27 protein-coding genes are annotated in these 25,601 nt (G+C 71.3%); 11 read left to right on the plus strand and 16 right to left on the minus strand.

The features are described from left to right. Nucleotides 1–9 precede the first annotated feature (9 nt). A complete protein-coding gene (locus AERO9AM_RS01205) occupies nt 10–1,953 on the plus strand; it encodes a glycoside hydrolase family 15 protein (RefSeq protein WP_236602439.1) in 1,944 nt (647 codons plus the stop codon). A gap of 86 nt (nt 1,954–2,039) precedes the next feature. On the opposite strand, the gene AERO9AM_RS01210 is transcribed toward AERO9AM_RS01205, so the two are convergent. From AERO9AM_RS01210 to AERO9AM_RS01235, 6 genes are all read right to left on the minus strand, one after another. Continuing rightward, complete coding sequence (locus AERO9AM_RS01210) at nt 2,040–2,624, minus strand: nitroreductase family protein (protein ID WP_159574520.1); 585 nt, start codon at nt 2,622–2,624, stop codon at nt 2,040–2,042. A gap of 225 nt (nt 2,625–2,849) precedes the next feature. After that, nucleotides 2,850–3,962 (minus strand): ABC transporter permease, encoded by a 1,113-nt coding sequence (locus AERO9AM_RS01215; RefSeq protein WP_159574521.1) that lies wholly within the window; start codon nt 3,960–3,962, stop codon nt 2,850–2,852. After that, the gene (locus AERO9AM_RS01220) at nt 3,959–4,843 is read right to left on the minus strand and encodes an ABC transporter ATP-binding protein (RefSeq protein WP_159577295.1); all 885 of its coding nucleotides are present in this window, start codon (nt 4,841–4,843) and stop codon (nt 3,959–3,961) included. The genes AERO9AM_RS01215 and AERO9AM_RS01220 overlap by 4 nt, the downstream gene beginning before the upstream one ends. A gap of 302 nt (nt 4,844–5,145) precedes the next feature. Next, a complete protein-coding gene (locus tag AERO9AM_RS01225; RefSeq protein ID WP_159574522.1) occupies nt 5,146–6,405 on the minus strand; it encodes a benzoate/H(+) symporter BenE family transporter in 1,260 nt (419 codons plus the stop codon). A gap of 87 nt (nt 6,406–6,492) precedes the next feature. After that, nucleotides 6,493–7,272, minus strand: coding sequence for a response regulator (locus tag AERO9AM_RS01230; RefSeq protein ID WP_159574523.1), 780 nt, complete (start codon nt 7,270–7,272; stop codon nt 6,493–6,495). Next, nucleotides 7,269–8,537: a sensor histidine kinase gene (locus AERO9AM_RS01235; protein WP_159574524.1), complete on the minus strand. Its 1,269-nt coding sequence runs from the start codon at nt 8,535–8,537 to the stop codon at nt 7,269–7,271. The genes AERO9AM_RS01230 and AERO9AM_RS01235 overlap by 4 nt, the downstream gene beginning before the upstream one ends. A 152-nt stretch (nt 8,538–8,689) precedes the next feature. On the opposite strand from AERO9AM_RS01235, the gene AERO9AM_RS01240 reads away from it, so the two are divergent. The 7 genes from AERO9AM_RS01240 to AERO9AM_RS01270 all read left to right on the plus strand — a co-directional run bounded on the left by AERO9AM_RS01240 (nt 8,690) and on the right by AERO9AM_RS01270 (nt 14,135). Next, nucleotides 8,690–9,148 carry a VOC family protein gene (locus AERO9AM_RS01240; protein WP_201298547.1) on the plus strand — a complete coding sequence of 153 codons (459 nt, stop codon included), beginning with the start codon at nt 8,690–8,692 and terminating at the stop codon, nt 9,146–9,148. An 18-nt stretch (nt 9,149–9,166) separates the two neighbouring features. Beyond that, on the plus strand, nt 9,167–9,847 hold the full coding sequence (locus AERO9AM_RS01245; protein ID WP_159574525.1) for a winged helix-turn-helix transcriptional regulator: 681 nt from the start codon (nt 9,167–9,169) through the stop codon (nt 9,845–9,847). A gap of 249 nt (nt 9,848–10,096) precedes the next feature. Further along, nucleotides 10,097–10,714: a dihydrofolate reductase family protein gene (locus AERO9AM_RS01250; protein ID WP_159574526.1), complete on the plus strand. Its 618-nt coding sequence runs from the start codon at nt 10,097–10,099 to the stop codon at nt 10,712–10,714. A 278-nt stretch (nt 10,715–10,992) separates the two neighbouring features. Further along, on the plus strand, nt 10,993–12,168 hold the full coding sequence (locus tag AERO9AM_RS01255) for a carboxypeptidase regulatory-like domain-containing protein (RefSeq protein ID WP_236602440.1): 1,176 nt from the start codon (nt 10,993–10,995) through the stop codon (nt 12,166–12,168). Between the two features lie 131 nt (nt 12,169–12,299). Beyond that, nucleotides 12,300–12,878, plus strand: coding sequence for a hypothetical protein (locus AERO9AM_RS01260; protein WP_159574528.1), 579 nt, complete (start codon nt 12,300–12,302; stop codon nt 12,876–12,878). Nucleotides 12,879–12,922: 44 nt separating this feature from the next. Further along, complete coding sequence (locus tag AERO9AM_RS01265) at nt 12,923–13,471, plus strand: hypothetical protein (RefSeq protein WP_159574529.1); 549 nt, start codon at nt 12,923–12,925, stop codon at nt 13,469–13,471. Nucleotides 13,472–13,574: 103 nt separating this feature from the next. Further along, entirely contained in the window at nt 13,575–14,135 is a 561-nt protein-coding gene (locus AERO9AM_RS01270; protein ID WP_159574530.1) for a hypothetical protein, read from the plus strand. A gap of 38 nt (nt 14,136–14,173) precedes the next feature. Here the strand turns inward: AERO9AM_RS01270 and AERO9AM_RS01275 are convergent, their stop codons facing one another. Further along, nucleotides 14,174–15,220 (minus strand): HAD family hydrolase, encoded by a 1,047-nt coding sequence (locus AERO9AM_RS01275; RefSeq protein WP_159574531.1) that lies wholly within the window; start codon nt 15,218–15,220, stop codon nt 14,174–14,176. Beyond that, entirely contained in the window at nt 15,220–16,065 is an 846-nt protein-coding gene (locus tag AERO9AM_RS01280; protein ID WP_159574532.1) for an exodeoxyribonuclease III, read from the minus strand. The genes AERO9AM_RS01275 and AERO9AM_RS01280 overlap by 1 nt, the downstream gene beginning before the upstream one ends. 138 nt (nt 16,066–16,203) lie before the next feature. Here AERO9AM_RS01280 and AERO9AM_RS01285 point away from each other — a divergent pair, with 138 nt between their 5' ends. Next, nucleotides 16,204–16,731, plus strand: coding sequence for a DUF6611 family protein (locus AERO9AM_RS01285; RefSeq protein WP_159574533.1), 528 nt, complete (start codon nt 16,204–16,206; stop codon nt 16,729–16,731). A gap of 86 nt (nt 16,732–16,817) precedes the next feature. Here the strand turns inward: AERO9AM_RS01285 and AERO9AM_RS01290 are convergent, their stop codons facing one another. The 3 genes from AERO9AM_RS01290 to AERO9AM_RS01300 all read right to left on the minus strand — a co-directional run bounded on the left by AERO9AM_RS01290 (nt 16,818) and on the right by AERO9AM_RS01300 (nt 20,089). Continuing rightward, nucleotides 16,818–18,989, minus strand: coding sequence for a malate synthase G (locus AERO9AM_RS01290; protein WP_159574534.1), 2,172 nt, complete (start codon nt 18,987–18,989; stop codon nt 16,818–16,820). Next, nucleotides 18,986–19,417, minus strand: a complete 432-nt coding sequence (locus AERO9AM_RS01295) for a GlcG/HbpS family heme-binding protein (protein ID WP_159574535.1) — start codon at nt 19,415–19,417, stop codon at nt 18,986–18,988. Before AERO9AM_RS01295 ends, AERO9AM_RS01290 begins: the two co-directional genes overlap by 4 nt. A 129-nt stretch (nt 19,418–19,546) precedes the next feature. Further along, a complete protein-coding gene (locus tag AERO9AM_RS01300) occupies nt 19,547–20,089 on the minus strand; it encodes a YbhB/YbcL family Raf kinase inhibitor-like protein (RefSeq protein WP_159574536.1) in 543 nt (180 codons plus the stop codon). Between the two features lie 48 nt (nt 20,090–20,137). Between AERO9AM_RS01300 and pyrE the strand changes: the two genes are divergently transcribed. Beyond that, nucleotides 20,138–20,713, plus strand: coding sequence for an orotate phosphoribosyltransferase (pyrE, locus tag AERO9AM_RS01305; protein WP_159574537.1), 576 nt, complete (start codon nt 20,138–20,140; stop codon nt 20,711–20,713). A 163-nt stretch (nt 20,714–20,876) separates the two neighbouring features. Beyond that, nucleotides 20,877–21,803 (plus strand): ROK family protein, encoded by a 927-nt coding sequence (locus AERO9AM_RS01310; RefSeq protein ID WP_159574538.1) that lies wholly within the window; start codon nt 20,877–20,879, stop codon nt 21,801–21,803. A 560-nt stretch (nt 21,804–22,363) separates the two neighbouring features. On the opposite strand, the gene AERO9AM_RS01315 is transcribed toward AERO9AM_RS01310, so the two are convergent. Genes AERO9AM_RS01315 through AERO9AM_RS01335 form a run of 5 tightly spaced genes read right to left on the minus strand, consistent with a single transcriptional unit; the run spans nt 22,364 to nt 25,539 of the window. Next, complete coding sequence (locus AERO9AM_RS01315) at nt 22,364–22,528, minus strand: hypothetical protein (RefSeq protein WP_201298548.1); 165 nt, start codon at nt 22,526–22,528, stop codon at nt 22,364–22,366. Beyond that, nucleotides 22,525–23,097 carry a YdeI/OmpD-associated family protein gene (locus AERO9AM_RS01320; RefSeq protein ID WP_159574539.1) on the minus strand — a complete coding sequence of 191 codons (573 nt, stop codon included), beginning with the start codon at nt 23,095–23,097 and terminating at the stop codon, nt 22,525–22,527. The genes AERO9AM_RS01315 and AERO9AM_RS01320 overlap by 4 nt, the downstream gene beginning before the upstream one ends. Before the next feature lie 2 nt (nt 23,098–23,099). After that, entirely contained in the window at nt 23,100–23,930 is an 831-nt protein-coding gene (locus AERO9AM_RS01325) for an HAD-IIA family hydrolase (RefSeq protein WP_159574540.1), read from the minus strand. 51 nt (nt 23,931–23,981) lie between these two features. Then, nucleotides 23,982–24,365, minus strand: coding sequence for a VOC family protein (locus tag AERO9AM_RS01330; RefSeq protein WP_159574541.1), 384 nt, complete (start codon nt 24,363–24,365; stop codon nt 23,982–23,984). Between the two features lie 34 nt (nt 24,366–24,399). Next, complete coding sequence (locus AERO9AM_RS01335) at nt 24,400–25,539, minus strand: helix-turn-helix transcriptional regulator (protein WP_159574542.1); 1,140 nt, start codon at nt 25,537–25,539, stop codon at nt 24,400–24,402. Between the last annotated feature and the right edge of the window lie 62 nt (nt 25,540–25,601).

Raw genomic sequence — 25,601 nt, forward strand, 5'->3', positions numbered from 1 at the left:
ACTGCGGAGGTGCCCAACCCCCCGATCGAGGACTATGCGCTGCTGAGCGACGGCCGCACGGCGGCGCTCGTGTCGCGCGCCGGCAGCGTGGACTGGCTCTGCGCCCCGCGACTGGATTCCGCCTCGCTGTTCGGCGCGCTGCTCGGCGGACGGGAGCAGGGGCACTGGAGCCTGCGCCCGGACGACCCCGAGGCGACCGCGACCCGCCGCTACGACGAGGACACGTTCTGCCTCGTCACGCGCTGGGAGACGGCCGGCGGCGTCGCAGAGGTGCGCGAGTGGATGCCGATCGTCCCGAGCGGTCCCGACCGGCCGGGCACGGGTCAGCCCGCGCCGGAGCCCGCGAAGCAGGACCGGACCGAACAGGATCCGTCCGAACACGATCCGTCCGAACAGGATCCGCCCGAACAGGGTCCGCACGAGCAGGAGTCCGCGGGCATGGCGGAGACCGCGCCGGGCGAGCGCACCGACGTGGTGCGCCGCATCTCGGGGATCCGCGGCACGGTGCGGTTCGTGCAGGAACTGCGGATCCGGTTCGACTACGCCCGCGCCATGCCCTGGATCCACCAGACCGGCACCGCGCCGGCTCCGGAGATCACGGCGACGGCGGGACCCGATGCGGTCGTGGTCCGCGGGGCGGCGCTGCGGCCCGCCGGTCACAGTCATACGGGCGAGATCGCGGTGGCGGAGGGCGACACGGTCGACCTCGTGCTCACCTGGTTCCCGTCGTACCGTCGTACGCCGGAGCGCTTCGACGTCGACGACTCGCTGCGCCGCACCACGGGCTGGTGGCGGGACTGGGCGTCCGGCATCGCGCACACCGGTCCCCACCAGGACGCGGTGCGGCGGTCGCTGCTGATCCTGCGGGCGCTCACGAACCGCGACACCGGCGGCATCGCGGCGGCGGCGACCACTTCGCTGCCCGAGGACTTCGGCGGGGTGCGCAACTGGGACTATCGCTACGTGTGGCTGCGCGACGCCGCGCTGACGCTCGAGGCGCTGCTCGCGCACGGGCTCGCCGACGAGGCGCGCGCATGGCGGGACTGGCTCGTGCGTGCGGTCGCCGGGGATCCCGCCGACGTGCAGATCATGTACGGGCTCGCGGGCGAGCGGGAGCTCATCGAACGCGTGATGCCCTCGCTGCCGGGCTACGAGGGATCCGTGCCTGTGCGGATCGGCAACGACGCCGCCCGCCAGTACCAGGCCGACGTGATCGGCGAGGTGATGGTGACGCTCGCCGCGGCGCGCCGTGCGGGGCTCGCCGAGTCCACACGGTCGTGGTCGCTGCAGCGTCTGCTGCTGGGGCACGTCGAGGAGCTGCTGGACCGGCCCGACAACGGCATGTGGGAGATCCGCGGGGATCCGCAGTTCTTCACGCACTCCCGGGTGATGCTCTGGGCGGCGTTCGATCGCGGTGTGCGCGCGGTCGAGGAGGAGGGGGCCAGCGGACCCGTCGAGCGCTGGAGGCAGGTGCGCGACCGGCTGCGGGCGGAGATCGACGAGCTCGGCGTACACCACGGCTGGTTCGTCCAGCACCGCGCCACGGACGAGGTCGACGCCTCGCTGCTGCTCATCCCGCGCACCGGCTTCTGCGCCCCCGACGACCCGCGGATGCTCGCGACCGTCGAGCGCATCGAGCAGACCCTGATCCACGACGGGCTCGTGAACCGGTACCGCACCGGGACCGGGGTCGACGGGCTGCCCGGCGACGAGCACACGTTCCTCGCGTGCTCGTTCTGGCTCGTCGAGCAGTACGCCGCGACGGGCCGGCGGGGCGAGGCGCAGGAGCTGATGGACCGCCTGTGCGGGCTGCGCAACGACGTCGGCATGCTCAGCGAGGAGTACGACCCGGTCGGCCGCCGCCACGCCGGCAACACCCCGCAGGCGTTCTCGCACCTCTCCCTGATCCGCGCCGCCGACGCACTCGCCTCGGGGCGCCCCCGCAAGCGCTGACGGCTGCGGCTGCGGCCCGTGCGGTGCTTGGCGGGGAACGACGAACGCCCCCTCCGTGAGCGGAGAGGGCGTTCGGATCCGAGTGATCAGTCGTTGACGATGACGGTCTCGGCGATCGGGCGGCGGGTGCGCGGCGCGTTCTCGCGCTGCTGCAGCTCCTCGCTCGCCGTGCGGATGTCGCCGAGCTCACCGACGGCCATGACCGAGATCGGGGTGAAGTCGCTGCTCAGGTCGAACGCCGCGGCGAGGGCGTCGCGGTCGAAGCCGCCCATCTGGTGGGTGGAAAGGCCGTTGGCGTGCGCCTGCACGGTGAAGTGCGCGGCGGCCTGGCCGGTGTCGTAGAGCGCCCAGGCCATGGGCTCCCCGTCACGGGTGGTCTCGGCGATGAACACGACGAGAGCCGCGGCGTCGGCGGCCCAGGTGCTGTTGAAGCCGGCCAGGGTGGCGACGACCTTCGCGTGCGACGCGGACCCGCGGCGAGCCACGATCGCGCGCCAGGGCTGGAAGTTCACGGCGGTCGGAGCCCAGCGGGCGGCCTCGAGCGCGCTGGCGAGGGCGTCCTCGTCGATGGCGGCGGTGGTGTCGAAGATGCGGGTGCTCCAGCGCTCGGCGAGGACGTCGAGGATCGGGGCGTCGGTGACTGCGGTGCGGTCGATGGCAGGCGTGCTCATGCGATGAGGCCTTTCGGGTCGATGGTTCGGATGTCGGACCCCGTCGTCCGCCTGCAAGACCTCAACGATCCATGCGCGTGAATATTCCCGGATGCCTGGATCCGGATCCGTCATCGCCCTCCCGCGTCCGCGAGACTGCAACCCCGCGACGAGACTGCAGCAGAGTGGTGCAGTCTCGTCGCTCGGTTGCAGTCTCGCGGCTGTGGTTGCGGCGTCCAGGATCGCTCAGCGTCCTGAGAGCGCCTCCGCGAGCTTCACCCGCGCGCCCATGCGCAGCAGCGAGTTCTCGTAGATCTTCGCGGCGACGAGGATGGCGGCCACGCAGGTCGCGAGCAGGATCACGAGCGACAGCAGCGGCTCCCACCACTGCGCCTCGCCGACGAACAGCCGCACCGGCATCGCCACCGGCGCCGAGAACGGCACGTACGACAGGATCGTCATCACCACGGGGTTGTCGTTGAAGATGATCACGAGGATGTAGGGCGCCATCACGAGCATCGTGATCGGCATGGTCGTGGATCCGATGTCCTCCTGCCGCGACACGAGGGCGGCCGCTGCGGCGAACAGCGATGCCAGCAGCACGAACCCGAACAGGAAGAACACGGCGAACCACACCAGGGGCGCCCCGAGCCCCTCCAGCACCGTGTTCTGCCCGGTGACGATGAGGCCGACCACCGCGATCGCCGCGAGTGCGAGGATCTGCGCCATGGCCAGCACGGTGTTGCCGAGCACCTTGCCCGCCAGCAGCACCCGGGCCGGGATCGCCGCGAGCAGCAGCTCCACGACGCGCGTGGACTTCTCCTCCACGACGCTCTGCGCCATGGTCGCGCCGAACGTCGATGCCGCCATCAGGAACACCACGCCGAAGCCGATCGCCACCAGATAGCGCAGCAGCGGGTTGGTCGTGTCCGGCTCGAGGACCGTGACCTTCGGCGTCTTGGCGAGCAGGGCCTCCAGGCTGCTCGGGGTGTCCTTGAGCACGACGACTTTGTAGCCGAACGGGGCGTCGCCGGGGTCGGGGACGAGCGCGGCCTCGACCGTCCCGTCCCGCACGAGCCGCTCGGCGGCGGTCGCGTCGGCCACCTCCGTCGGCTTCAGCCCGGGCAGACCGTGCACCGCCTGCGCGGTCTCGGCGGTCACCGCGATCTTCGTGTCGGAGGTGTTCTTGCTCATGAACCCGCCGATCAGCACGCCGGCGAGGGCGATGAGCAGCAGGATCCCGGTCGAGATCAGGAAGGCCTTGCTGCGCAGCTTGGATCCGATCTCGCGCTCGGCGACGAGGAGGATGCCGTTGCCGGTCGAGAGGGCGCTCGTGCTCGGCGCGGTCGCGGTGCTCACTGGATGACCTCCTTGAAGATCTGGGCGAGGGACGGATGCTGCGGCGTGAAGGCGTGCACGGCGCCGTGGTCGAGGGCGGTGCGCAGCACACGCTGAGCGTCGGCCGGGGTGTCCGCGTCGAAGACGGCCGTGCCGCGCTCGAAGTCGACGACCGTGATGCCCGGTTCGGACCGGATCCAGCCGGCATCGGCGTCGGAGACGAGCTCGTAGCGCGGGGCGGAGTGCTGGGCGCGCAGCTCCTCGCGGGAGCCGGCCGCGCGGATCGTGCCGCCGGCGATGATCACGAGGTCGTCGCACAGCCGCTCCACGACGTCGAGCTGGTGCGAGGAGAACAGGATCGACGCACCCTGCGCCGCTCGCGACTGCAGTACGCCGGCGACCACGTCGACGGCGAGCGGATCCAGTCCGGAGAAGGGCTCGTCGAGGATGAGCACCTCGGGGTCGTGCACGAGCGCGGCGGCGATCTGCGCCCGCTGCTGGTTGCCGAGGGAGAGTGACTCGATCGTGTCGTGCAGGCGCTCGCCGAGGCCGAGTTCGGCGAGCAGCGCCTCGGCGCGTGCGGTGGCATCGGCCTTGGCGAAGCCGTGCAGCCGGGCGAGGTAGGCCACCTGCTCGAGCACCTTCATCTTGGGGTAGAGGCCCCGCTCCTCGGGCATGTAGCCGAAGCGGCGGCGGTCGGCGGCGCCCACATCGTGCCCGCCGAGCCGCACCGTGCCGGCGTCCGCGCCGAGCACGCCCAGCACGATCCGCATGGTCGTGGTCTTGCCCGCCCCGTTGCCGCCGACGAAGCCGGTGAGCCGGCCGGGCGCGACATGGAACGAGACGTCGTCGAGCACGCGCCGGGATCCGTAGCTCTTGGTGAGGCCCTGCAGCTCCAGCAGGCCGGATGTCCCGATCCTGCTCTCGGGAAGCACGGTGGTCACTTCGTCTCACTCCGTTCGCTCAGTACGACGTTCGCTCGGTGCGGCGTTCGCTCGGTGCGGCGCATGCCTTCACCGTATTCAGCGCGATGCCGCGGGGGCATCCCCCCGGGGGCGGATGCTCGGCGACGCTGCGATCCGGCGCGCGGGGGAGCCGGTCGGAAAACGGAGGAGGCCATGTGCGGCAACGGCGTGTCTCAGCCTGCGGAGGCGCGACACGCGGAACCCCTCCGCCGTTTTCCGACGACCGGCCCGGCGTCCGCTCAGCGCCTGCCGAGGTGCAGCGCGCCGCGCACGAGCAGGCCGGCGAGGAGCGCCCAGAACGCGGCGCTCACGCCCCAGAACGCCATCCCGCTCGCGGCGACGAGGAAGGTGACGACGGCCGGGGTGCGCTCGCCGGGGTCGTCGATCGCCTGTTGCACCGCCGATCCGAACGCCCCGAACAGGGCGAGCCCGGCGACCGCCGGGATGACGGCGACCGGCGCCAGCACCACGAGCGCGGCGAACGCGGCCGAGAACACGCCGAGCACCAGGTAGGACACCCCGGTGGAGACGCCGGCGATCCATCGGCGCTTCGGATCCGGTTCGGCGTCCGGTGCGGCGGCGAGGGCGGCGCTGATCGCGGCGAGGTTGATCGCGTGTCCGCCGGCAGGGGCGCCGAGGGCGCTGCCGAGCCCGGTCACGAGCATCGCGGGGCGCCACGGCACCTCGTAGCCGAAGCTGCGCATCACGGCCACGCCGGGCACGTTCTGCGACGCCATCGTCACGATGAACAGCGGCAGGGCGATGCCGACCAGGGATCCGATCGTGAACGTCGGCATGGTCAGCTCGACGCGCGGCAGCAGCACGGCGGGATCCACGACGGTCCCCGAGCCGGTCCCCGCCCCTGAGCTGGTCGAGGCGCCGGTCGCGATCCCCACGACGATCACCACGGTCGCCGTGAGGAACGCCAGCGGCACCGCCCAGCGCGGAGCCAGCCGAGCGAACACCAGCCAGGTCAGGACGACGGGGATCACACCCCACGGGTTCTTCGCGAGCCCCGCTACCGGGGCGAGGCAGAGCGGGAGCAGCACGCCGGCGAGCATCGCCTGGGCGATGGAGGGCGGGATCGCGGCGATGAGGGATCCGAGTTGCGGCACGAGGGCCGTGAGCAGGATCAGGCCTGCCGTGATGAGGAACGCCCCGACCGCCGCCGGCCACCCTCCGTCGATCGCGCCGCCCGCGCCTGCCGCACCGCCGCCCGCCGCCCCGGTGGCTGCGAGCAGCGCCGCGCCGGGCGTGGACCAGGCGGAGGTGATGGGCATGCGGTAGCGCCAGGCGAGCACGATGCACGCGATCCCCATCGTGAGGCTGAGGGCGAGCAGCCCGCTCGCGGCCTGCGCGTGGGTCGCTCCGACGGCGGCGAGGCCGGTGAGCACGACCGCGAACGAGCTCGTGAACCCGACGAGCGCGGTGACCACTCCGGCCATGATCGGGCGGGACAGCGGCGTGCGGGGGATCGGCGGGCTCGCGGTTTCGGCCATGAGGAGAGGCTATCGGGCGCATCGCGTGCGGCCGGCCGGGGGTGCCGTGGCGACGGGCGGGCCTGAGGAGCTGGCACGCCCGAAGGCTCAGGCGAGGCCGAGCCGGTGCGCGAGCACGACCGCCTGCACGCGGTCGCGCGCGCCGAGCTTCTGCAGGATCCGCGACACGTGCGTCTTCACCGTCGCCTCGCCGATGAACAGCTCGGCCGCGATCTCGGCGTTGCTCCAGGCCTCGGCGACCAGGCGCAGCACCTCGGACTCGCGGTCGGTCAGCGGCTCCGGCAGTGCGGCGCTGGGCAGGGCGACGCTGGGCAGGGCCGGCAGGGCAGACCCGGACGCTGAGCTCGTCGAAGCGCCCGAGGCAGACAGGGTCCCTTCGACGGGCTCAGGGACCGATCCGGAGGCGTGCGTGCCTCCGACGGGCTCAGGCGCCGGCACGGCGGCGAAGCGCTGCAGCACGCGCCGGGTCACCTCGGGAGCGAGCATGCCGTCGCCCGCGGCCAGCGCCCGCACGGCGGCCACGAGCTCCTCCGGGCCGGCGTTCTTGAGCAGGAATCCGCTCGCCCCGGCGTCGAGGGCGTCGAAAAGGTAGTCGTCACGGTCGAACGTCGTCACGATCGCGATGGATGCGCGGATCCGATCGTCCGCGCGGATCCGCCGCGTCGCCTCGATCCCGTCCATGTCGGGCATCTGCACGTCCATGGTGATCACGTCGGGCAGCAGGGATCCCGCGAGCGCCACGGCCTCGGATCCGGTCGCCGCCTCGCCGACGACGGCGATGTCGGGCTGCAGGTCGAGGATGGTGCGGAATCCGGCTCGGAGCATGGCGTGGTCGTCGACGAGCAGCACGCGGATCGGCGCGGTCATGCGGTCTCCCTCCGTTCTCTCGGCGCTTCCGGGGCGGATGACGGGACGGGCAGCGTCGTGCGCACGCGGAATCCGCCGGCGGGGCGCGGGACGAGCTCGATCGTCCCGCCCGACGCGGTCGCCCGCTCGCGCATGCCGAGCTGGCCGAGCCCGGGGCGCAGCCCGGTGACCAGCCGGCCCGTGTTGACGACCTCTAGTTCGACGGATCCCGGCTCGTACCGGATCCGCACATCCGCCTCCGCGTCGGGGCCTGCGTGCCGCCGCGCGTTCGTGAGCGACTCCTGAGCGATGCGGTACAGGTTCACGGCGGTCACGGGCGGCAGCGGAAACGGGTCGCCGATCACCTGCAGGCGCGTGGGCAGGCCGGCTGCCGTGCTGGCCTCGGCGAGTTCGGCGATGTCGTCGACGTCGACCGTGGAGGCGGCCTCCTCGCTGTCGCCGGGCGCACGCAGCGTGTCGAGCAGCTGGTGGAGATCGCGGATCGCGTCGCGGGCGGAGTCCTCGATGCCGGCGACGATCCCGGTGGCGGCCTCGGGATCCTGCGGGATCATCATCCGGGCCGCTCCCGCCTGCACGCCCATGACGGAGACGTGGTGCGCGACCACATCGTGCAGCTCGCGGGCGATGCGCACCCGATCGAGGGCGACGGCCTGGGCGGCGCTCAGGGCGCGCTCATGCTCGAGCTCGGCGGTGCGCTGCTCGAGCGCGGCGCGTTGGCGGGCGGCGTTCCAGCTGCGCTCGCCGAAGTAGTAGGCGCCGCCGAAGTACAGCACATTCAGCAGCACCTGCAGCATGAGGAACGCCACGAGGGGCGAGAACATCCCGGCGCTGACATCGGCCTTCGCGGCCTGCTCGATCGCCTGGCGGTACATCTCGATGACGAGCCACGCCGCCATCACGAGCATGATGCCCGCGCGCACGAAGAACGCCCTGCGGCGGGAGTCCGTCCAGGCACCCACCGTGTAGAGGGCGATGAACATCGCGATGTTGCCGCCGTAGATCTCGGGCACGCGCAGCGTGGTGGCCACGACGAACGCGAGCGACACCACGACGGCCACGACCGCGGGCCGGCGGCGGCGCACGGCGAGAGCCGCGGAGAACACGGCGACGTACGGGATCGCCGTCCACAGCGGGGCCTGCTCTGCGCCGTAGACCTTCGCGATCGACGACAGTGCGGCGCTGAGGATCCCGCCGACGAAGAGGATCGCCGCGAGGAGCACATCCTGCCGGAGCTCGCGCGGCGAGGGCGTGCGGGTGAACGGCATCCTTCCACCGTAGGACCGGCGGCCGGCCGCCGGCATCCCCCGCACGGCGGACCCCTCCTGTCTGGATCGTTACTTGCTCTTGACAAGCTTGCTTGTTAAAAGCAAGCTGGATCCATCGGGGCCGCCCAGGATCCCGGGACAAAGGAGTCATCATGACCGACGTCTTCATCAGCCTGCCCACCTCGGATCTCGAGCGCGCGAAGACCTTCTACACCGCGCTCGGCTTCCCGATCCGCCCCGAGTTCTCCGACGAGAACGGCACCTGCTTCGTCGCGCAGGAGAACGTCCTCCTCATGCTGATCACGCGCGAGTTCTTCGCGACCTTCACCGACAAGCCGATCGTGGATCCGGCCGCGGCGGCGCAGGTGTCGATCAACTTCTCCCGCGACTCGCGCGAGGAGGTGGACGAGATCGTCGCCAAGGGCGTGGCCGCGGGCGGCGCCGAGCCGAAGCCCGCCCAGGACTACGGCTTCATGTACATGCGCGACCTCGACGACCCCGACGGCAACTCGCTCGGCTTCCTGTACGCCGTGCCGGAGGACGCAGCCGAAGCCGGCGGCGCAGCGGAGGGCGCCGAGGCTGAGCCGTCGGTGCAGCCGGCCGGGGCCTGATGCAGGCGAGGGCCTGACGTGGCCGCGCGCAGTTACGGCCAGTACTGCGGCGTGACGACCGCGGTCGAGCTGATCGGGGAGCGCTGGGCGCTGCTCATCGTGCGCGACCTGCTCGTCGGTCCGCGCCGGTACACCGACCTGAAGCAGGGCCTTCCGCGGATCCCGACGAACATCCTGTCGTCACGACTCAAGGAGTTGCAGGACGGCGGGGTGGTGCGACGCGTGCCGCTGCGCAGCTGCGGGCTCGTGTACGAGCTCACGCCGTACGGGCGTGCACTCGAGCCGATCGTGCTCGCGCTCGGGCGCTGGGGCTTCCAGGCGATGGGCGACCCCGACGACGGCGACGTGGTCACGCCCGACTCGCTCACCATGGCGCTGCGCACCTCGTTCCGGCCGGATCAGGCCCGCGACCTCGACATCGAGCTGCACGTCGGCGACGTCGCCCTGCGGGTGATCGTCCGCGACGCGGCGCTTCAGGTGGCGCAGCTCGCCCCGCCTGCTCCGCCCATCGGGGGCGTGCTCCCCGCCGGCGAACCGGAGGCCGTCGTCGTAGCCGGGCCCGGGATCCGGCACCTCATCGCGGGCGACGTCACCCCCGCCGAGGCGATCGCGCAGGATCTGGTCGCGGTCGCGCGCGGCGAGGAGCGGATCCTGGACGCCTTCGCGCAGGCCTTCCACATCGACCCGATCGCGGCGTAGCGTCGCGAGCGGGCGCCCACCGCCGGTCCCTGAGTCTGTCGAAGGGCCCCGCCTACGCACCACCGCCGGTCCCTGAGCCTGTCGAGGGGCCCGGCCTACCGTGACCGCGAGACTGCAACCACGCGACGAGACGGCAACAGAATTCGTCTGTCTCGTCGCTCAGTTGCAGTCTCGCGGACAGTTGCAGTCTCGCGGATAGGGAGCCGCTGCAGGGCGGATCCGGAACGCATCGAACAAGGAGCAGACATCATGACCGGACGTATCATCATCGACCTGTTCACCACGCTCGACGGCGTCGCCCAGGCGCCGGGCGGTCCCGAGGAGGATCCCTCCAACGGCTTCCGCTTCGGCGGCTGGCAGGCGCCGCTGCCGAGCGAGGCCGTCATGCGCAGCGTCATGGCGGGGATGGAGACCCTCGACGCGCTGCTGCTCGGACGCCGCACCTACGACATCTTCGCGGGCTACTGGCCGCAGCACACCACGGGCCCAGAAGGGCCGATCGGGCAGCTGTTCGACCGGGTGCCGAAGTACGTGGCGTCGCGGAACGCCGACACCGAGCTCGACTGGCAGGGCAGCAGCAGGGTCGGTGCGGATCTGCCGGCCGAACTCGCCGCGCTGCGGGAGCGGCACGAGGACGTGCACGTCATCGGCAGCGTCGACTTCGTGCACACCCTGCTGGACGAACAGCTCTACGACGTGCTGCAGCTGTGGGTGTATCCGATCGTGCTCGGCCAGGGCAAGAAGGTCTTCCCCGACGGCGCGGCTCCGCACAACCTGCACCTGCTGCATGCCGAATCCGGCGACGGCGGCACGCTGCTGCTGCGCTATGCGCCGGCTCCGGGTGACGTGCAGACCGGCACCATGTGACCGCAGTCCGCGTCCGTTTCCCATTCGTGACCGGAATATTGCGGATCCCTCTGGTCGCAGGTGCGCGGTGAAACTACAGTCCTGCTAACGCGTGGGGACGTTGAACGGACAGCCGCACTCTGGGGAGTGCGGCTGTCCCCATGTGTCTGGGTGATATTCCTGCGATTTGCTCTTTCCTGAGAGAACCCTGTGACGGTAGATTGCATCGACGCCTGATCCTCAGGCTCCGGCCGCGTCCGACGAAGGAGCGCGACCGCTGACCCGTCGGGGGGACCAGGATGTCTGCACGTGTGCCCATGCGCCGAGGCTGGAAGGCGGCATTGACCGCACTGCTGGCCGCGGTGCTGATGTTCGCCGGAGTGGGAACGGCCTCGGCCGCCCCGACGGCCGGAACCAGCACGATCAGCGGGACCGTGACCCGCGCCTCGGATGGATCGCCGGCGGCTGGCATTTCGGTGACCGTGCGCGGCGACAACGGCTACTTCTTCGCGTCCACGGATGAAACGGGCGCCTACCGGATCACCGCGGTCGCGGCAGGTCAGTACACGGCATCGTTCAGCGACCCGTATCTGAACCTTGCTCCGCAGTGGTGGGACGGTGCGGCGAATCCCCAGGACGCCACGCCCATCACCGTCGTCGACGGCTCGGACGTCACAGGGATCGATGCGAGCCTTGAAGCGACCGTGTCCATCCGGGGGTCGGTGCTCATCGATGGCTCGACCGATCTGCGCGGACGCTCCGCGAGCCTTGCTGTGATCGCCGAGGCCGGCGGACAGAACGTCGGGATGACGTATGTCCACGCCGACGGGACGTATGCGATCAAGGTCGGTCCCGGCGCGTACACGGTTCGGGTCGAGCCCACTGAGGGACTCGCGTGGGCGGTTGCGCCTCAGTACTACTCGCACGCCGCGTCGGCCGCGGACGCGACGCCGGTCGTCGTCTCGAGCTCGGGCGACACCACGGCTGTCGACTTCGATCTCGCGTCGCTCAGCGCGGAGGTCACGCTGTCCACCGCCGCCGTCCAGCCCGGAGGGTCGGTGCACGTGACCGGGTCGGGCTTCGTTCCCGGTGAGCCGGTGGGCATCGAGCTGCACTCCACGCCCGTCGTGCTCGCGTCCGTGGCAGCCAACGGTGACGGCGTCGTGGACACGACCGTCACGATCCCGACGGATGCGCCTGTCGGCGATCATCAGATCGTGCTCACAGGTGCGATGTCGACCCTCAGCGGCAGCGCGCCCCTCACCGTTTCCGCGCCGCCTGCGCAGGGGGGATCGGACGGGTCCGGCTCGGGGAGCGGCTCAACTGCGGCCGGTGCGGGCGCTTCGGGTTCGACGGGCTCGAGCGCACAGCTTGCTGCGACGGGATCCGAGATTCCGCTCGGGGTGGTCGGCCTCGGCGCAGTCCTGCTGGTGGCCGGCGTCGTGCTCACGCGCGTGCGGCGTCAGCGGGCCTGAATCATCGGTGCGGGATTCGCGTCGCGTCGAATCCCGCACTGGGCTCGGCTCAGCCTGCCGTGCGAGGGGCTGGTTGGTGGGAGAGCGATGGCGGTGATCGTCCGATCGGTGACCGCTGAGACGAGGGTGAGATGACGGATTTCCAGCCCGAGAAGGGCGTGACGTTCACGGACGTGCTGTTTCGAGGCGGGTGGAGAGGGAAGGAGAAGAAGCTCATCCTCACCCTCGCTCTCGGTGCGGTCGTCGCTCTCGGCGCGTCTGTGGCGACCCCGATGCTGTTGAAGTACGCGGATCAGTCGGTGTCCGCTGCCCAGGGGGTCGAGTATTCGGGCGACGGTTATCGGGTGCTGTTCCCGGGGGAGCCGACGGTCACATCGTCGACTGTTCCGGGCGCCTCGGTGAAGGCCACCCTGGCCCAGTGGAGCAACAAGCAGAAGGAATATGGGGCTTACAGCCTTCCGGAAGTCGGCGAGTCGGCGACGGTGCAGTCGATCCTGCAAGCTGCAGTGGCTGCAAGCGGGGCGACCGTGGTCGAATCGCATCCGGTGGCGGTCAAGGGCGGAAGCGCACTCGCAGCTCGCATGACTATGAACGGGTCCGGTGCATGGGCGCTGATGGTGATCACGGACGACCGCAGTTACGGACTCGGGCTCTTGCAGACCGGAGAACAGCGCGACGATGCGTTCTTCGATTCGCTGGAGCTGAAGTAGCCGGTACGGCGCCGGCGGACGACTACTCAGAAACGGAGCGCGAGATGGATCACGCGGATGAGCTCAGCGATCACGGACGATCGGAGACGCAGGGTCGCCTCGTCGTCGACGCGCACACTCAGGAGCGCCTCATTGCGGATCTGCGCAACAGGCTGACTGAGGACGCGATGCTGATCCTGGTCCTGCTCGGGGTAGCAGGAGGTGTCGCTCTCATCGCGTTGATCAGCACCTGGCACGCCTTCGCCGAGGGATCAGGGGACTGGATGCTCGTTCTCGCGGTCGTGTTCCTCGGGCTGTCGTTGAGCGCGATCCTCTACCGGCTGCGGAGGGGGCCGCGGACGGCCGTGCTCACTTCATATCCGATCGGATCGGTCGTGGAAGCGGGATCCGACGGCAACCATCTCTGGCAAACAGCAGCGCTCGGGAGCACGCGGGTCACTCTCGATGTCTACAGTCGTATGTGGCTCACGGCCGACAGCGTGATGCTGCGGCCGAAGTCTTCGCCCGTGACCTCGATCCTGCCTCGCAGTGCCCTCACGGAGAAGGCGGTGCACGCCCTCGAGGCACGCTTCAACCAGAAGAGCGGCGGGTGACATGTCCGCACCGCGAGGCGATGAGCTGAGCCGGGTCGGTCACGGCAGCGTCCCTTCGGCAGACGGGAATCGCACCAGAAAGCCGTGGCTTCGCATCGCGGCGGTGATGATTGCATGGGTCGCCGCGCAGCAGCTGACGCCGGCCCTCTCCTCGTTTGGCGGTGAGCTCGCGCAAACAGAGGCGCTACTGTTCCAGGGGTGCATCGCAGCGGGGATGGCCCTGGCTCTCACGCTCGCCTACCCGAACGATGCGCGGGCACTGTTCGCCTACTCGCGAGCGATGTGGCTGTACTTGCTCGTGCCGATCGCAGTCGTGGTGCTCGTCATCCGTGTGGGGCCCGGCGTCGACGTTCTCGAGCCGCTCGGCTGGGTGGCAGCGGCGGTCGTATGGCGCTGGTTCCTGTTCGGGATGCTGCAGCGCCGGCTGAGCGAATGGTTCCCGCCCGGCACGGTACTGCTGACAAGCGCCGCGCTGCTCGCCTCCTGGCTGTACTTCGGTGCGGGGATGATCAGCGCCGACGTCCTCCGTTTCCCATTCGCGATACTCATCGCGCTGCTGGTCGGCACACTGATCACGAGCATCCCCTCCGGGATCATGCTGGTCCAGAAGAACGTGCACGTGCTCGTCGCCCTGAATCTCGTCGCATCGACTCTCATCGTGTGACGACGCGAGGCGACCCGCGCAGAGGTCGCCGCGAGCGTTCAGCCTGCCAGGATCCGCTCCAGCGCCGCCGCCACGCCGTCGTCGGCGTTCGATGCGGTGACCTCGTCGGCCGCCGCAATCGCCTCGGGCTCGGCGTTCGCCATCGCGATGCCGCGGCCGGCCCAGCGCAGCATCTCGACGTCGTTCAGCGCATCGCCCAAGGCGAGCACCTCGGTGCGGTCGATGCCGAGCGCCGCGCAGAGCTGCGCGAGTCCCGTGGCCTTGGTGACGCCTTCGGCCATGACCTCCACGAAGGGCGCGCCGGAGAGCGTCGCGGCGAAGCCCGCCGGATCCAGGGTGCCCAGCACCGCGAAGATCTCCGCGGGCGTCAGGGAGCGGTGCCGGATCACGAGCTTCAGGCTGGGCGCGCCCAGCACCTCGGCGAGCGGCACGGCGCCCATCGTCCGCGGATCCCGCTTGTGGTCGCTGAGCGTCGCGACCTCGGCGTACCCCTCCTGCGCGACGAACACCTCGCCGGCCTCGCGCACGCTGGCGAACAGCAGATCCGGGATCCGCTCGCCCAGCTCCTGTGCGATCCGCTGCTGCACCGGCACGGCGATCTCCGAGGCGAACAGCTGCTCCCGTGTGCCGAGGTGGATCCCGTACGCGCCGTTGCCGCACAGCGCCCAGCCGTCGAAGCCGGCCTCGGCCGCGATCGCGCGCAACCCGATCGGCTGCCGTGCGGTGACGGGGACCACGACGGTGCCGGCGGCGCGCGCCGCGTCGAGCGCCGCGCGGGTGCGGCTGGTGACGCGCCCGGACGGGTCGAGGAGGGTGCCGTCGAGGTCGGTGGCGATGAGGCGGATCCGGGATCCGGTCGCGGAGCCTGTCGAAGCGAGCGCCCCTCGACCGAGCGTCCCTTCGACAGGCTCAGGGGCCGGGGCGGGGGCTGGCTCACGGACCGGTGCGGGGACAGGCTCAGGGGCCGGGGCGCCCTTCGTCTCGTCGCTGCGCTCCTCGCTCAGGGACCGATGGGCGGCGGGTTCCTCGTCCTCGCTCAACGACCCCTGTGGGGCGGCGTCGGCCGGATCCGCGACCGTGCTCATCAGGCGAAGATCATCGGCAGATCGTCGTCCTCGGGGGCACCGGCCAGATCGAGGTCGACGACCACCGGCACGTGGTCGCTGGGCTGCTCGCCCTTGCGCTCCTCGCGGTGGATGGAGGCGCCCTTGACCGCGTCGGCGAACGCCGGGGAGCCCAGCACGAAGTCGATGCGGATCCCCTCGTTGCGCGGGAACTTCAGGCGCTGGTAGTCCCAATAGGTGTAGCCCTCGGGCAGCAGCGGTCGCACCACGTCCTGCACGCCCGCCGTCTCGAGCGCGAAGAACGCAGCCCGCTCCTCGGGGGAGACGTGCGTGGAGCGGCCGACCACGATGTCCGGATCCCCGTTGTCGTGGTCGAAGGGGATGATGTTGAAGTCGCCGACCAGGGCGAGCGGCAGGTCGGGCTTGGCGGCGAGCTCGGCCTCGGTCGCGGTGCGCAGGGCGTCGAGCCAGTGCAGCTTGTAATCGAGGTGCGGATCGCCGAGCGCGCGCCCGTTGGGCACGTACAGGCTCCACACCCGCACGCCGTTCACGATCGCGCCGAGCGCGCGTGCCTCCTGCGGCGCGTCCGGTCCCTCGTGGCCCTTGGCGAAGCCCGGCATGCCGTCGAACGCGGTGCGCACGTCGGTCATCGGCTCGCGGCTCGCGATCGCGACACCATTCCACTGGTTGAAGCCGTGCACCTCGACGTGGTAGCCGGCCTCCTCGAACGGCGCGTAGGGGAACTGCTCCGGCTTGCACTTGATCTCCTGCATCGCGAGCACGTCGATGTCCTCGCGCACGGCGAACTCGACCGTGCGGGCGACGCGGGTGCGGATGGAGTTGACGTTCCAGGTGGCCAGGCGCATGGATCCAGCCTACGGGCGGGCGGGGACACCGATGGTCGCCCGCGGAGGCGTTCGGGAAACGCAGGGATCCGGCTCGGAGCCGTTCGGATTCCGTGGGGACCGGCGTCGGGGGCGCCGGTGGCGGCGCAGGGTGGATCCATGGTCATCGAACAGCGATCCACGCCTTCACCGCGCCAGCCCGTTCCGCCGGCCGGGCGGCGGGCGCGCCCGCACTGGGGCTATCTGTCGCGCTCGGTCAGTCGCTACGGCGTCGTGTCCAGCACGCTCGTCATCTACTCCCCGGACGCCTCCGAACGCGACCGGCGGCGGGCCGACGTCGCGCGCGGATACGGCGTCCTGGCGTTCGGCGGTGGACTGCTCCTCTGGATCGGCTGCGCGGCGGCCGGCATCCCGCCGCTGTGGGCGTTGGCAGCGATCGCCGCGGCCGCGATTCCGCTCGGCGCCGTCCTTGCGCGCCGCACGCGCGGGGTGCGCCGGGCGGCCGCCGTGGTCACGTCGTGCAGCTCGGGGCTGAGGGTGGACGGCGAGGACCGCGACGCACAGCGCAGGCTGGACGCGATCGCCGACTCGATCCAGGGCGCGAGCGCCGCCTATCGCGCAGGCGCCCTGGATCCCCAGGCCTTCGACCGCATCTGGCGTGCCGCCTACGCGCACGCCAGATCCTGACCGGCCCGCGGTCACCTTTGAGAGCGCGCAAATGGCTCCATCCGAGGGGCGGATGGAGCCATTTGCGCGCTTCGAAACGGGACAGGTCAGGCCTGCTCGGCCTTCTTCTCGCGACGCAGGCCGTGCAGCAGCGGCTCGGTGTAGCCGCTGGGCTGTGCGGCCCCCTCGGTGATCAGGCGGCGCGCCGCGGTGTACGCGATCCCGGGCTCCGAACCCTCGGCGAAGGCGAGCGGCTCGTAGTTCGGGTCGCCGGCGTTCTGCGCGTCCACGACCACCGCGAGGCGGCGCAGGCTGTCGTCCACCTGTTCCTCGGTGATCACGCCGTGCTGCAGCCAGTTCGCGAGCAGCTGGCTCGAGATGCGCAGCGTGGCGCGGTCCTCCATGAGGCCCACGTCGTGGATGTCCGGCACCTTGGAGACGCCGATGCCCTGGTCGATCCAGCGCACCACGTAGCCGAGGATCGACTGCACATTGTTGTCGACCTCGGTCGCGACGACCTCGGGCGTGAGCGCAGCGGGATCCGCGAGCGGCGGCACCAGCAGCCGTTCCAGGGCGCTGTCGTCGACGGGAGGCAGCGCCTCACGCGCGGCGAACGCATCGACCTGGTGATAGTGCAGGGCGTGCAGAGTGGCGGCCGTGGGCGACGGGACCCAGGCCGTCGACGCGCCGGACAGCGGATGCGCGAGCTTCTTCTGCAGCATGTCGTGCATGAGGTCGGGCTCGGCCCACATGCCCTTGCCGATCTGCGCGCGTCCGCTGAGGCCGCTCGCGACGCCGATGGCGACGTTGCGGTCCTCGTACGCCTTCATGAACGGCTGCGCCTTGATCTCGGCCTTCGGCAGGAACGGCCCCGCGTGCAGCGAGGTGTGGATCTCGTCGCCGGTGCGGTCGAGGAACCCGGTGTTGATGAACACGACCCGGTCGCTCGCGGCGGCGATCGCGGCGGCGAGGTTCGCCGAGGTGCGGCGCTCCTCGTCCATGATTCCAACCTTCATGGTGCGGGCGGGCAGGCCCAGCAGCTCCTCGACCCGGCCGAACAGCTCGACGGCGAAAGCGACCTCGTCCGGTCCGTGCATCTTCGGCTTCACGATGTACATGGATCCGGTGCGCGAGTTGGATCCCTTGTTCGCGCCCTCCAGCTCTGGCAGGGATCCGAGCGCAGTCATGATCGCGTCCAGGATCCCCTCGAAGACCTCCTCGCCGTCGCGGTCGAGCACGGCGGGGGTGCGCATGAGGTGGCCGACGTTGCGGACGAACAGCACAGCGCGGCCGGGCAGGGTCACCTCGCCGCCGTCGGCGGTGCGGTAGGTGCGGTCGGGGTTGAGCGCGCGCGTGAAGGTCTTGCCGCCCTTGGTGACGCTCTCGGTGAGCGTGCCGTCCATGAAGCCGCGCCAGTTGCGGTAGCCGAGGGCCTTGTCGTCGCCGTCGACCGCGGCCACGGAGTCCTCGAGGTCGAGGATCGCGGTGAGCGCCGATTCCAGGACGATGTCCTGCACGCCCGCAGCGTCGGTGCGGCCGATCGCGCCGTCACGGTCGATGAGGATCTCCGCGTGCAGGCCGTGGTGCACCAGCAGCACGGTCGCCGGGGCATCGGCCTCGCCGGTGTAGCCGACGAAGGCGGAAGGGTCGGCGAGACGGCGGTCGCCTGCGGCGGTCGCCACGACGAGGCCGCCAGCGTCGACGCGGTACCCGGTGGCGTCGCGGTGCGAGCCCTCCACGAGCGGGGCGATCTCGTCGAGCAGTTCGCGGCCGAACGCGACCACCGCCGCGGCGCGCTTCGGGTTGAACTCCTTGCCCGGGGCCAGCTCGCCGGTGCGCTCGATGGCGTCGGTGCCGTACAGGGCGTCGTACAGCGAGCCCCAGCGGGCGTTCGCGGCGTTCAGGGCGAAGCGCGCGTTCAGCAGGGGGACGACCAGCTGGGGGCCGGCCATCGTCGCGATCTCCGGGTCGACGTCCTCGGTGGTGACGGCGACCTGTTCGGGAGCGGGCACGAGATAGCCGATCTCGGTGAGGAACGCACGGTACGCGGCAGGATCCGGCTGTCCCGGGTGCTGGCGGTGGTACTCGTCGATCTGCTGCTGCAGCTCATCGCGGCGGGCGAGCAGCGCGGCGTTGCGCGGCACCAGGTCGTGCACGATCTCGCTCACGCCCGCCCAGAACGCCGTGGCGTCGCGACCGGAATCGGCAAGCGACGCTTCAGCGAACTCGACGATCGGCGCGGCGACCGACAGGTCTGCGCGGGAGAGGTACGAGGTCATAGTTCCATTCCTTCTGTGCGAGCGCCGAGGCGCTTCAGGGTTTCCAGGGCGATCTCCGCGTCGAGCGCGGGTGGACCGCCGGCGATGCCGAGCCCGCCGACGTGATGCTCGCCGAAGAAGATCGGCACGCCCCCGTCGATCGTGGTCATGGTGCCGCCCGTTCCGAGCGGCAGGGTCGCGGCCAGAGCCGCAGGGATCTGCCCCGTGCGGCGGCGGATCGAGGCGCTGCTGAAGGCCTTGCGCTGAGAGGTGTCGGCGCTGTGCGGGGTCGACCCGTCGGCCATGCCGTAGGCGATGAGGGTCATCGACGGATCCGCCACGGCGGCGACCGTGGGCAGGCCGCGCTCCGCGCCGATCTCGAGCGCCAGCGCCACGGCGCGCGCAGCCGTCTCGTACGTGATCGTGACGGTCTGTCGGTGCGTGGACATCGGCGTCTCCTCGGCGTGATTTATCTCGATGTCGAGATTACCTCTCACGAGGAGATTATCACAATGTGAATCTTGGATTCCACATCTCGAAAGAAGCGAGATCCGGCTGCTTTCCGGATCCGGATCCGGTCAGCGTTCGGCCGGATCCGCCGTCCCGACCAGGATCCCGCGCGCCAGCACGTGGAAGTGCCTGTTGAAGCCCAGATACGCCGGCGTCTCGTCGCCACGCAGGTCGATCTCGTCGATGTCGAGCGCGTCGACCGTGATGACGTAGCGGTGCACGCCCGTGCCCGCGGGCGGGGCCGCCCCGATGTAGCGCTGCAGGCGCGCCTCGTTGGGCAGGGTGACCGCCTGCGCGGGCAGGGAGCCGGGCTCGCCGTCGCCCGCACCCGCGGGGAGCGAGCGCACATCGGCGGGGAGGTTGGCGACCGCCCAGTGCCAGAAACCCGATCCGGTCGGGGCGTCGGGGTCGTACACGGACAGGGCGAAGCTCTTCGTGCCGGCCGGCGGCTCGCCCCACACCAGGCCGGGGGAGCGGTCGTCGCCCCCGCGGGACTCGGACCACGCCCACACCGGCAGCGGTCCGTCCGGGTCGAAGTCGGGGCTGGAGAGCTCCAGCGGCGGCACCGGCTTCAGCCGGGCGAGGGCGGCGTACGTGTCGACGTCGAGCATGCGGGATCCTCCTCGTGTGCACGGATACGGAAACTCTAGACTTGAGCCGTGACGCTCAGCACCCCCGAACTCGAAGCCGACCGACAGGCGCTCATCGCCCTCATCAAGGACGAGGCGGTGTTCCACGGCGACTTCACGCTGGCCAGCGGCAAGAAGGCGAGCTACTACGTCGACATGCGGCGCCTCACGCTCGACCACCGTGCCGCGCCGGCGATCGGCCGCATCGTGCTGGATCTCATGCAGGGTCTCGACGGCATCGCCGCGGTAGGCGGACTCACGCTGGGCGCCGACCCGATCGCGAACGCGGTGATGCACGAGTCGGTGCGCGCCGGGAAGCCGGTCGACGCGTTCGTGGTGCGCAAGGAGCCCAAGGACCACGGCCGCGGCCGCCAGATCGAGGGCGCCGACGTCGCCGGCAAGCGCGTGGTCGTCGTCGAGGACACGTCGACCACGGGCGGCTCCCCGCTCAAGGCCGTCGAGGTGCTCCGCGCCGCCGGCGCAGAGCCGGTCGCCGTGATCTCGATCGTCGACCGCAAGACCGGCGCCCAGGCCGCGGTCGAGGCGGCAGGTCTGCAGTGGCTCGCCGCGATCGACCTCGACGACCTCGGGCTCGACCCGCAGTGACCGCGGCTGTCTCGCCCCTTGCGCTTCGCCTGCAGGATCTGGCGACGCCTGCAGGGCCGGTCCGCGGATCCGGTCGTGCAGCCGTCGCGAGATCGTGCATCCGTCGCCGGCGCGTGAGCCTGCTGTCCCCCGCCGTTCCATCCGCTGAGATGAGGAGTGCCGCATGACCGGATCCGCTTCCGAGGACCGCCGCGTCGCGCTCGCCGTCGACGTGGGCGGCACCAAGCTCGAGGCCGCCCTGGTCCGCGCCGACGGGACCGTCGTCGACGGCACCCGCAGCCGCCGCCCGACCGGGCCCGACGCCACGTTCGCCTCGCTGAGCGCCGCGATCGAGGAGGTCGTGGCGCACGCCGTCGCCGGCCGCAGCCCCGAGGACGAGCTCGTCGGCGCGGGCATCGGCAGCGCCGGCCCAGTCGACCGCGAGCAGGGCACGATCAGCCCCGTGAACATGCCGGAGGCGCGTGGGTTCGACCTGCGGGGCGCGGTGCGCGATGCCGCGGCCGCGGCGCTCGGTGCGCCGGTGCCGACCGTCCTGGCGCACGACGGCGGCTGCCTCGCGCTCGCCGAGTCGTGGCTGGGTGCCACGCGGGGCGCCGCGGCGTCGCTGTCGATCGTGGTGTCGACCGGGGTCGGCGGAGGGTTCGTCGTGGACGGGCGGTACCTCCCCGGGTCGTCGGGCAACGCCGGCCACCTGGGTCAGGTGCACGCGACGCCCGAGCTCACGGTCGAGCAGGTCGCGTCGGGACCGGCGAGCGTGGCCTGGGCCCGCACGCAGGGCTGGACCGGCGCGCAGGGCGAGGACCTCGCCCGGGACGCCGCCGCCGGGGACCCCATCGCACGCGCCGCGATCGAGCGCTCCGCGCGCACGGTCGGCGCCGCTCTCGCCGACGCGTCGACGCTGGTGGACCTGGAGGTCGTCGCGATCGGGGGAGGCTTCTCCCGGGTCTCCGCCGACTACGTCGAGCTCGTGCAGTCCGCGCTCTCGGCGACCGCCGCGCACGACTACTCCCGCCGCACCCGCGTGGTGCGCTCGGGGCTCGGCGACGAGGGCCCGCTCATCGGCGCGGCCGCGCTCGTGCTGCGGGCGTAGGGGCCGCTCTTCGGCTCGCCCTCCGCTCGCCGGGATCCGGTGCGGCGGACGTTCGCGCGAGAACAGGCCGTCACGCGAGGACAGGGGATCGCTCGAGTGCAGGCGATCACGTGAGGACAGGCGATCACGCGAGAACAGGTGGATGCGGATCCGCTGTGCCTGTTGCGACGTGTTCGCCTGTTTCGGCGCGGGCGCGGTCCGGCCTGCGCCGCGGCGGGGTCCGGCGGACGCTCGCGCGAGAACAGGCGGATCCGCATCCGCAGTGCCTGTTGCGACGCGTTCGCCTGTTTCGGCGCGGTCGCGGGCGCGGTCTCGTGCGGGCGCGGGCGCGTGCCGGCGCGGTTCGGCCAGCGGCCGGCGCAGCGGGTCCGGCCTGCGCCGAGGCGGGGTCCGGCGGACGCTCGCGCGAGGACAGGCGATCACGCGAGAACAGGCGGATGCGGACCCGCTGTGCCTGTTGCGACGCGTTCGCCTGTTTCGGCGCGGTCGCGGGCGCGGTCTCGTGCGGGCGCGGGCGCGGGCGCGTGCCGGCGCGGCACGGCGGGCACGGCCAGAAGGGCTCAGCGCTCCCGCGGCGGATCGTCCTCGTCCCAGGGGCCTTCCCACCACGCACCGCGGTCGCGGGCCGAGCCGCCGCGGCGGTTGCGCACGAGCTGCACGATCCACGCCGTGAGCGTGCCGAGCGCGATCACCAGGGCGACCCACAGGATCGGATTCGTGCTCATGGCCGCTTCCCCTCGGCCGCGTCGGCCACGATCTTCGCGATCCGCGCGGCCCTCGTCTCAGGGCGCTTCGCCATCGCGATCTGCGTGAGGCCGAGCTTCTTCGCCGACGGCGGGAACGCGTCCCACCCCGCGCGGCTCAGGGGCGACGCGTCGAGGGCCGCCGCGAGGTCGTCCGGCTCGATGCCGGCCTCGGGCCCGTCGAGCACGGTCCAGGCGCCGTTCGCCTTGGCGACCTCGATCGCCCGGATCCCGGCGGCCTCGAGCAGGCCCGCTTCCTCCAGCAGCGCCACGCGGGCCTTGTTCGTCGCGGCCCAGCCGCTCGAGGGCCGGCGCGGCGCGAACCAGAGCCCGCCGATGCGGTCGTCGAAGGTGCGCACGGGTCCGTCGATCCAGCCGAAGCACAGCGCCTGCAGGATCGCGTCCTCGTAGCCGACGTGCACATCGTCGTTGCCGGGGCGCGGGCGCACCAGCCACGCGCCGGTCGACGTCGCGTGGTTCTCGACGAGCCAGGCCCGCCAGGCGGCGACGTCCTCCGCCACCACCCTCACACCGTCGTCGAGGGCGCCCATGCTCAGCCCTTCGCGGCCTTAGCCGCCTTCGACGGGATCGTGCGGATCGTGTCCGTGATGCGCGGGATCAGGTCGGCCACCGACTGCACGACCTCGTCCGGCCGGAACGGGTACTTCTCGATCTCCGCGGTGTCACTGATGCCGGTGAGCACGAGCACGGTGTGCAGTCCCGCCTCGATGCCCGCGACGACGTCGGTGTCCATGCGGTCGCCGATCATGCCGGTGCGCTTGGAGTGGGCGCCGATCTTGTTGAGCGCGGAGCGGAACATCATCGGATTCGGCTTGCCGACGACATACGGATCCTTGCCGGTCGCCTTGGTGATGAGGGCGGCGATCGCGCCGGTGGCGGGCAGCGGTCCGTCGGCGCTCGGGCCGGTGGCATCGGGGTTGGTGACGATGAACCGTGCGCCGTCGTTGATGAGACGGATCGCCTTGGTGATCGCCTCGAAGGAGTAGTTGCGGGTCTCGCCGACCACCACGAAGTCCGGGCTCGTCTCGGTCATGATGAAGCCCGCGTCGTGCAGGGCGGTGAGGATCCCGGCCTCGCCGATCACGAATGCGGATCCACCGGGGACCTGCTGCTGGAGGAAGTCGGCCGTGGCCAGCGCGGAGGTCCAGATCCGCTCCTCCGGAACATTCAGCCCGCTGGTGCGCAGGCGTGCCGACAGGTCGCGGGCGGTGAAGATCGAGTTGTTGGTGAGCACCAGGTAGGGGATGCCGTTGCTCTCCCAGCTGGCGAGCAGTTCGGAGGCGCCGGGGATGGCGTCGTTCTCGTGCACGAGCACACCGTCCATGTCGGTGAGCCAGCATTCGATGTCGTCGCGTTGTGCCATGCGCCCAGCCTAGAGGTGCCGGGGTTACGAGCGGATGACGAGGCCGGATCGCTACGCGGGCGGCACCTGACTCATGAGCGCGAGCGTGTGGCCGTCGGGATCCGCGAAGAACGACATCCACTCCTCGACACCGGAGTCGTGCCGGTGGATCAGGTGCGGCGGATGGGTGAAGACCACCCCGCGGGAGGTGAGCGACGCGCTCGCCGCATGGATGTCATCGACGCGGAAGTACAGGATGGACTCGCCCTTGTCCCCGGCGCCTTCGTCGACTGCACTGAGGAACAGCCGCGTGCCGCCGGCGTCGAAGAACGCGAGATCGCCGAAGGTGTAGAGGTGCGGGAGCCCCAGCACGTCGCGGTACCAGGCGACCGCGGCATCGATGTCGTTCACGCGGCGCGAGATCTGTCCGATCGGTCCGAGCGTCGTGCCCGTCATGTCCTCTCCCTCCACCGCCTTCCGGGCGCCGTTGTCAGGCCTCGGGCAGGAACCAGCCCGAGGGCCCGACGGGCTGACCCGCGCGGGTGAGGTACTGGTCCAGCCAGACGCGTGTGATGAGCTCGCGTCGGCTGCGCACGCCGACCTTGTCGAAGATCGCCTTCAGATGGTCCTGCACCGTGTAGGCCGACACGTGCAGCGCTGCGGCGATCTCCTTCGTCTCCGCGCCGCGCAGCACCATCGCCGTCACATCCCGCTCGCGCGGGGTGAGGGCGACGGCCGCGACGACCAGATCGACGACCTCGGAGGGGCGCGCCTCCTCGATCGTCACCACCACCTCGCCGTGGTCGTCGTCGCGGGCCGCCAGCGGCGACGCATGCAGGATCAACCACACCCCGGAGCGGGTCCGCACCCGCGCCCGAGGCACCTGTTCGCCCGGCATTCCGCGCAGGCGGCGGGCGGCGGTCACCAGAGCGTACACGGTGCCGAGCGGGTCCGTGCTGTCTGCGGCGGCGCCGAGCTGCAGCAGGCGCTGCTGCGCGCCGATGCTCATGCGCACGACCTCGTCGGCTGCGTCGATCACGACGACCGCGGGCCCGCTCGCGGTCGTGTCCCGCAGGGATCGAGAGGTCAGCTGCGCCAGGATCCCGATCCGCACTCCGCGCGCGAACGCACCCGACAGAGCCGCGGCCCACTCGACCTCCTCCGCGTCGTACGCGGGGTCGTCCGGGCCGCGGAACAGGGCGATCCCGCCCCACAGCCCGGCGTCGTCGCGGAACGCGAGGCGCAGCTCGTCGCCGTAGCCGAAGAGAGGCCGGATCAGGCGGTCCATCCGGACGGAGGCGCCCGGTGCCCCGAGCCCGGCCGCACGCATCGCCACCGCGGGCGTCGCGGAGCGGATGATCTCGCTGAACGCCGTGCTCTCCTCCCCGCCGTACTCGAGGATCGCGAAGAGCGGATCCTCGGCGTCGCGGCGGGCGAGGTCGCCGAACTTGCGTCCGCTCGTGAGCATCTCCGTGACCGGGTCGTGCGTGCCGACGCAGACGGCGATGTTCGGCAGCACGCGCCCCAGGGCCGCGATCGACTCGTTCAGGAAGTCGTCGACGGCGAGGCCCGCGCGGGAGAGCACCTCGATGTCGGTGCGCACCCGTTCAGCGGTGAGGGCGCTGATCATGCCACCAGTATCGTGCGCCGCCGCCCGCGGGGGAATCCCAGCGTTCTGGGGGTCGGGATTCC

The sequence above is a fragment of the Microbacterium sp. 8M genome (assembly GCF_902506375.1).
GTDB lineage: Bacteria > Actinomycetota > Actinomycetes > Actinomycetales > Microbacteriaceae > Microbacterium.

Excerpts from the sequence above, each read along its gene's own strand:
- AERO9AM_RS01210 (WP_159574520.1), bottom strand. The coding sequence starts at position 2,624 with ATGAGCACGCCTGCCATCGACCGCACCGCAGTCACCGACGCCCCGATC.
- AERO9AM_RS01225 (WP_159574522.1), bottom strand. The coding sequence starts at position 6,405 with ATGGCCGAAACCGCGAGCCCGCCGATCCCCCGCACGCCGCTGTCCCGC.
- AERO9AM_RS01230 (WP_159574523.1), bottom strand. The coding sequence starts at position 7,272 with ATGACCGCGCCGATCCGCGTGCTGCTCGTCGACGACCACGCCATGCTC.
- AERO9AM_RS01235 (WP_159574524.1), bottom strand. The coding sequence starts at position 8,537 with ATGCCGTTCACCCGCACGCCCTCGCCGCGCGAGCTCCGGCAGGATGTG.
- AERO9AM_RS01240 (WP_201298547.1), top strand. The coding sequence starts at position 8,690 with ATGACCGACGTCTTCATCAGCCTGCCCACCTCGGATCTCGAGCGCGCG.
- AERO9AM_RS01250 (WP_159574526.1), top strand. The coding sequence starts at position 10,097 with ATGACCGGACGTATCATCATCGACCTGTTCACCACGCTCGACGGCGTC.
- AERO9AM_RS01255 (WP_236602440.1), top strand. The coding sequence starts at position 10,993 with ATGTCTGCACGTGTGCCCATGCGCCGAGGCTGGAAGGCGGCATTGACC.
- AERO9AM_RS01260 (WP_159574528.1), top strand. The coding sequence starts at position 12,300 with ATGACGGATTTCCAGCCCGAGAAGGGCGTGACGTTCACGGACGTGCTG.
- AERO9AM_RS01265 (WP_159574529.1), top strand. The coding sequence starts at position 12,923 with ATGGATCACGCGGATGAGCTCAGCGATCACGGACGATCGGAGACGCAG.
- AERO9AM_RS01275 (WP_159574531.1), bottom strand. The coding sequence starts at position 15,220 with ATGAGCACGGTCGCGGATCCGGCCGACGCCGCCCCACAGGGGTCGTTG.
- AERO9AM_RS01280 (WP_159574532.1), bottom strand. The coding sequence starts at position 16,065 with ATGCGCCTGGCCACCTGGAACGTCAACTCCATCCGCACCCGCGTCGCC.
- AERO9AM_RS01285 (WP_159574533.1), top strand. The coding sequence starts at position 16,204 with ATGGTCATCGAACAGCGATCCACGCCTTCACCGCGCCAGCCCGTTCCG.
- AERO9AM_RS01290 (WP_159574534.1), bottom strand. The coding sequence starts at position 18,989 with ATGACCTCGTACCTCTCCCGCGCAGACCTGTCGGTCGCCGCGCCGATC.
- AERO9AM_RS01295 (WP_159574535.1), bottom strand. The coding sequence starts at position 19,417 with ATGTCCACGCACCGACAGACCGTCACGATCACGTACGAGACGGCTGCG.
- AERO9AM_RS01300 (WP_159574536.1), bottom strand. The coding sequence starts at position 20,089 with ATGCTCGACGTCGACACGTACGCCGCCCTCGCCCGGCTGAAGCCGGTG.
- AERO9AM_RS01310 (WP_159574538.1), top strand. The coding sequence starts at position 20,877 with ATGACCGGATCCGCTTCCGAGGACCGCCGCGTCGCGCTCGCCGTCGAC.
- AERO9AM_RS01315 (WP_201298548.1), bottom strand. The coding sequence starts at position 22,528 with ATGAGCACGAATCCGATCCTGTGGGTCGCCCTGGTGATCGCGCTCGGC.
- AERO9AM_RS01320 (WP_159574539.1), bottom strand. The coding sequence starts at position 23,097 with ATGGGCGCCCTCGACGACGGTGTGAGGGTGGTGGCGGAGGACGTCGCC.
- AERO9AM_RS01325 (WP_159574540.1), bottom strand. The coding sequence starts at position 23,930 with ATGGCACAACGCGACGACATCGAATGCTGGCTCACCGACATGGACGGT.
- AERO9AM_RS01330 (WP_159574541.1), bottom strand. The coding sequence starts at position 24,365 with ATGACGGGCACGACGCTCGGACCGATCGGACAGATCTCGCGCCGCGTG.
- AERO9AM_RS01335 (WP_159574542.1), bottom strand. The coding sequence starts at position 25,539 with ATGATCAGCGCCCTCACCGCTGAACGGGTGCGCACCGACATCGAGGTG.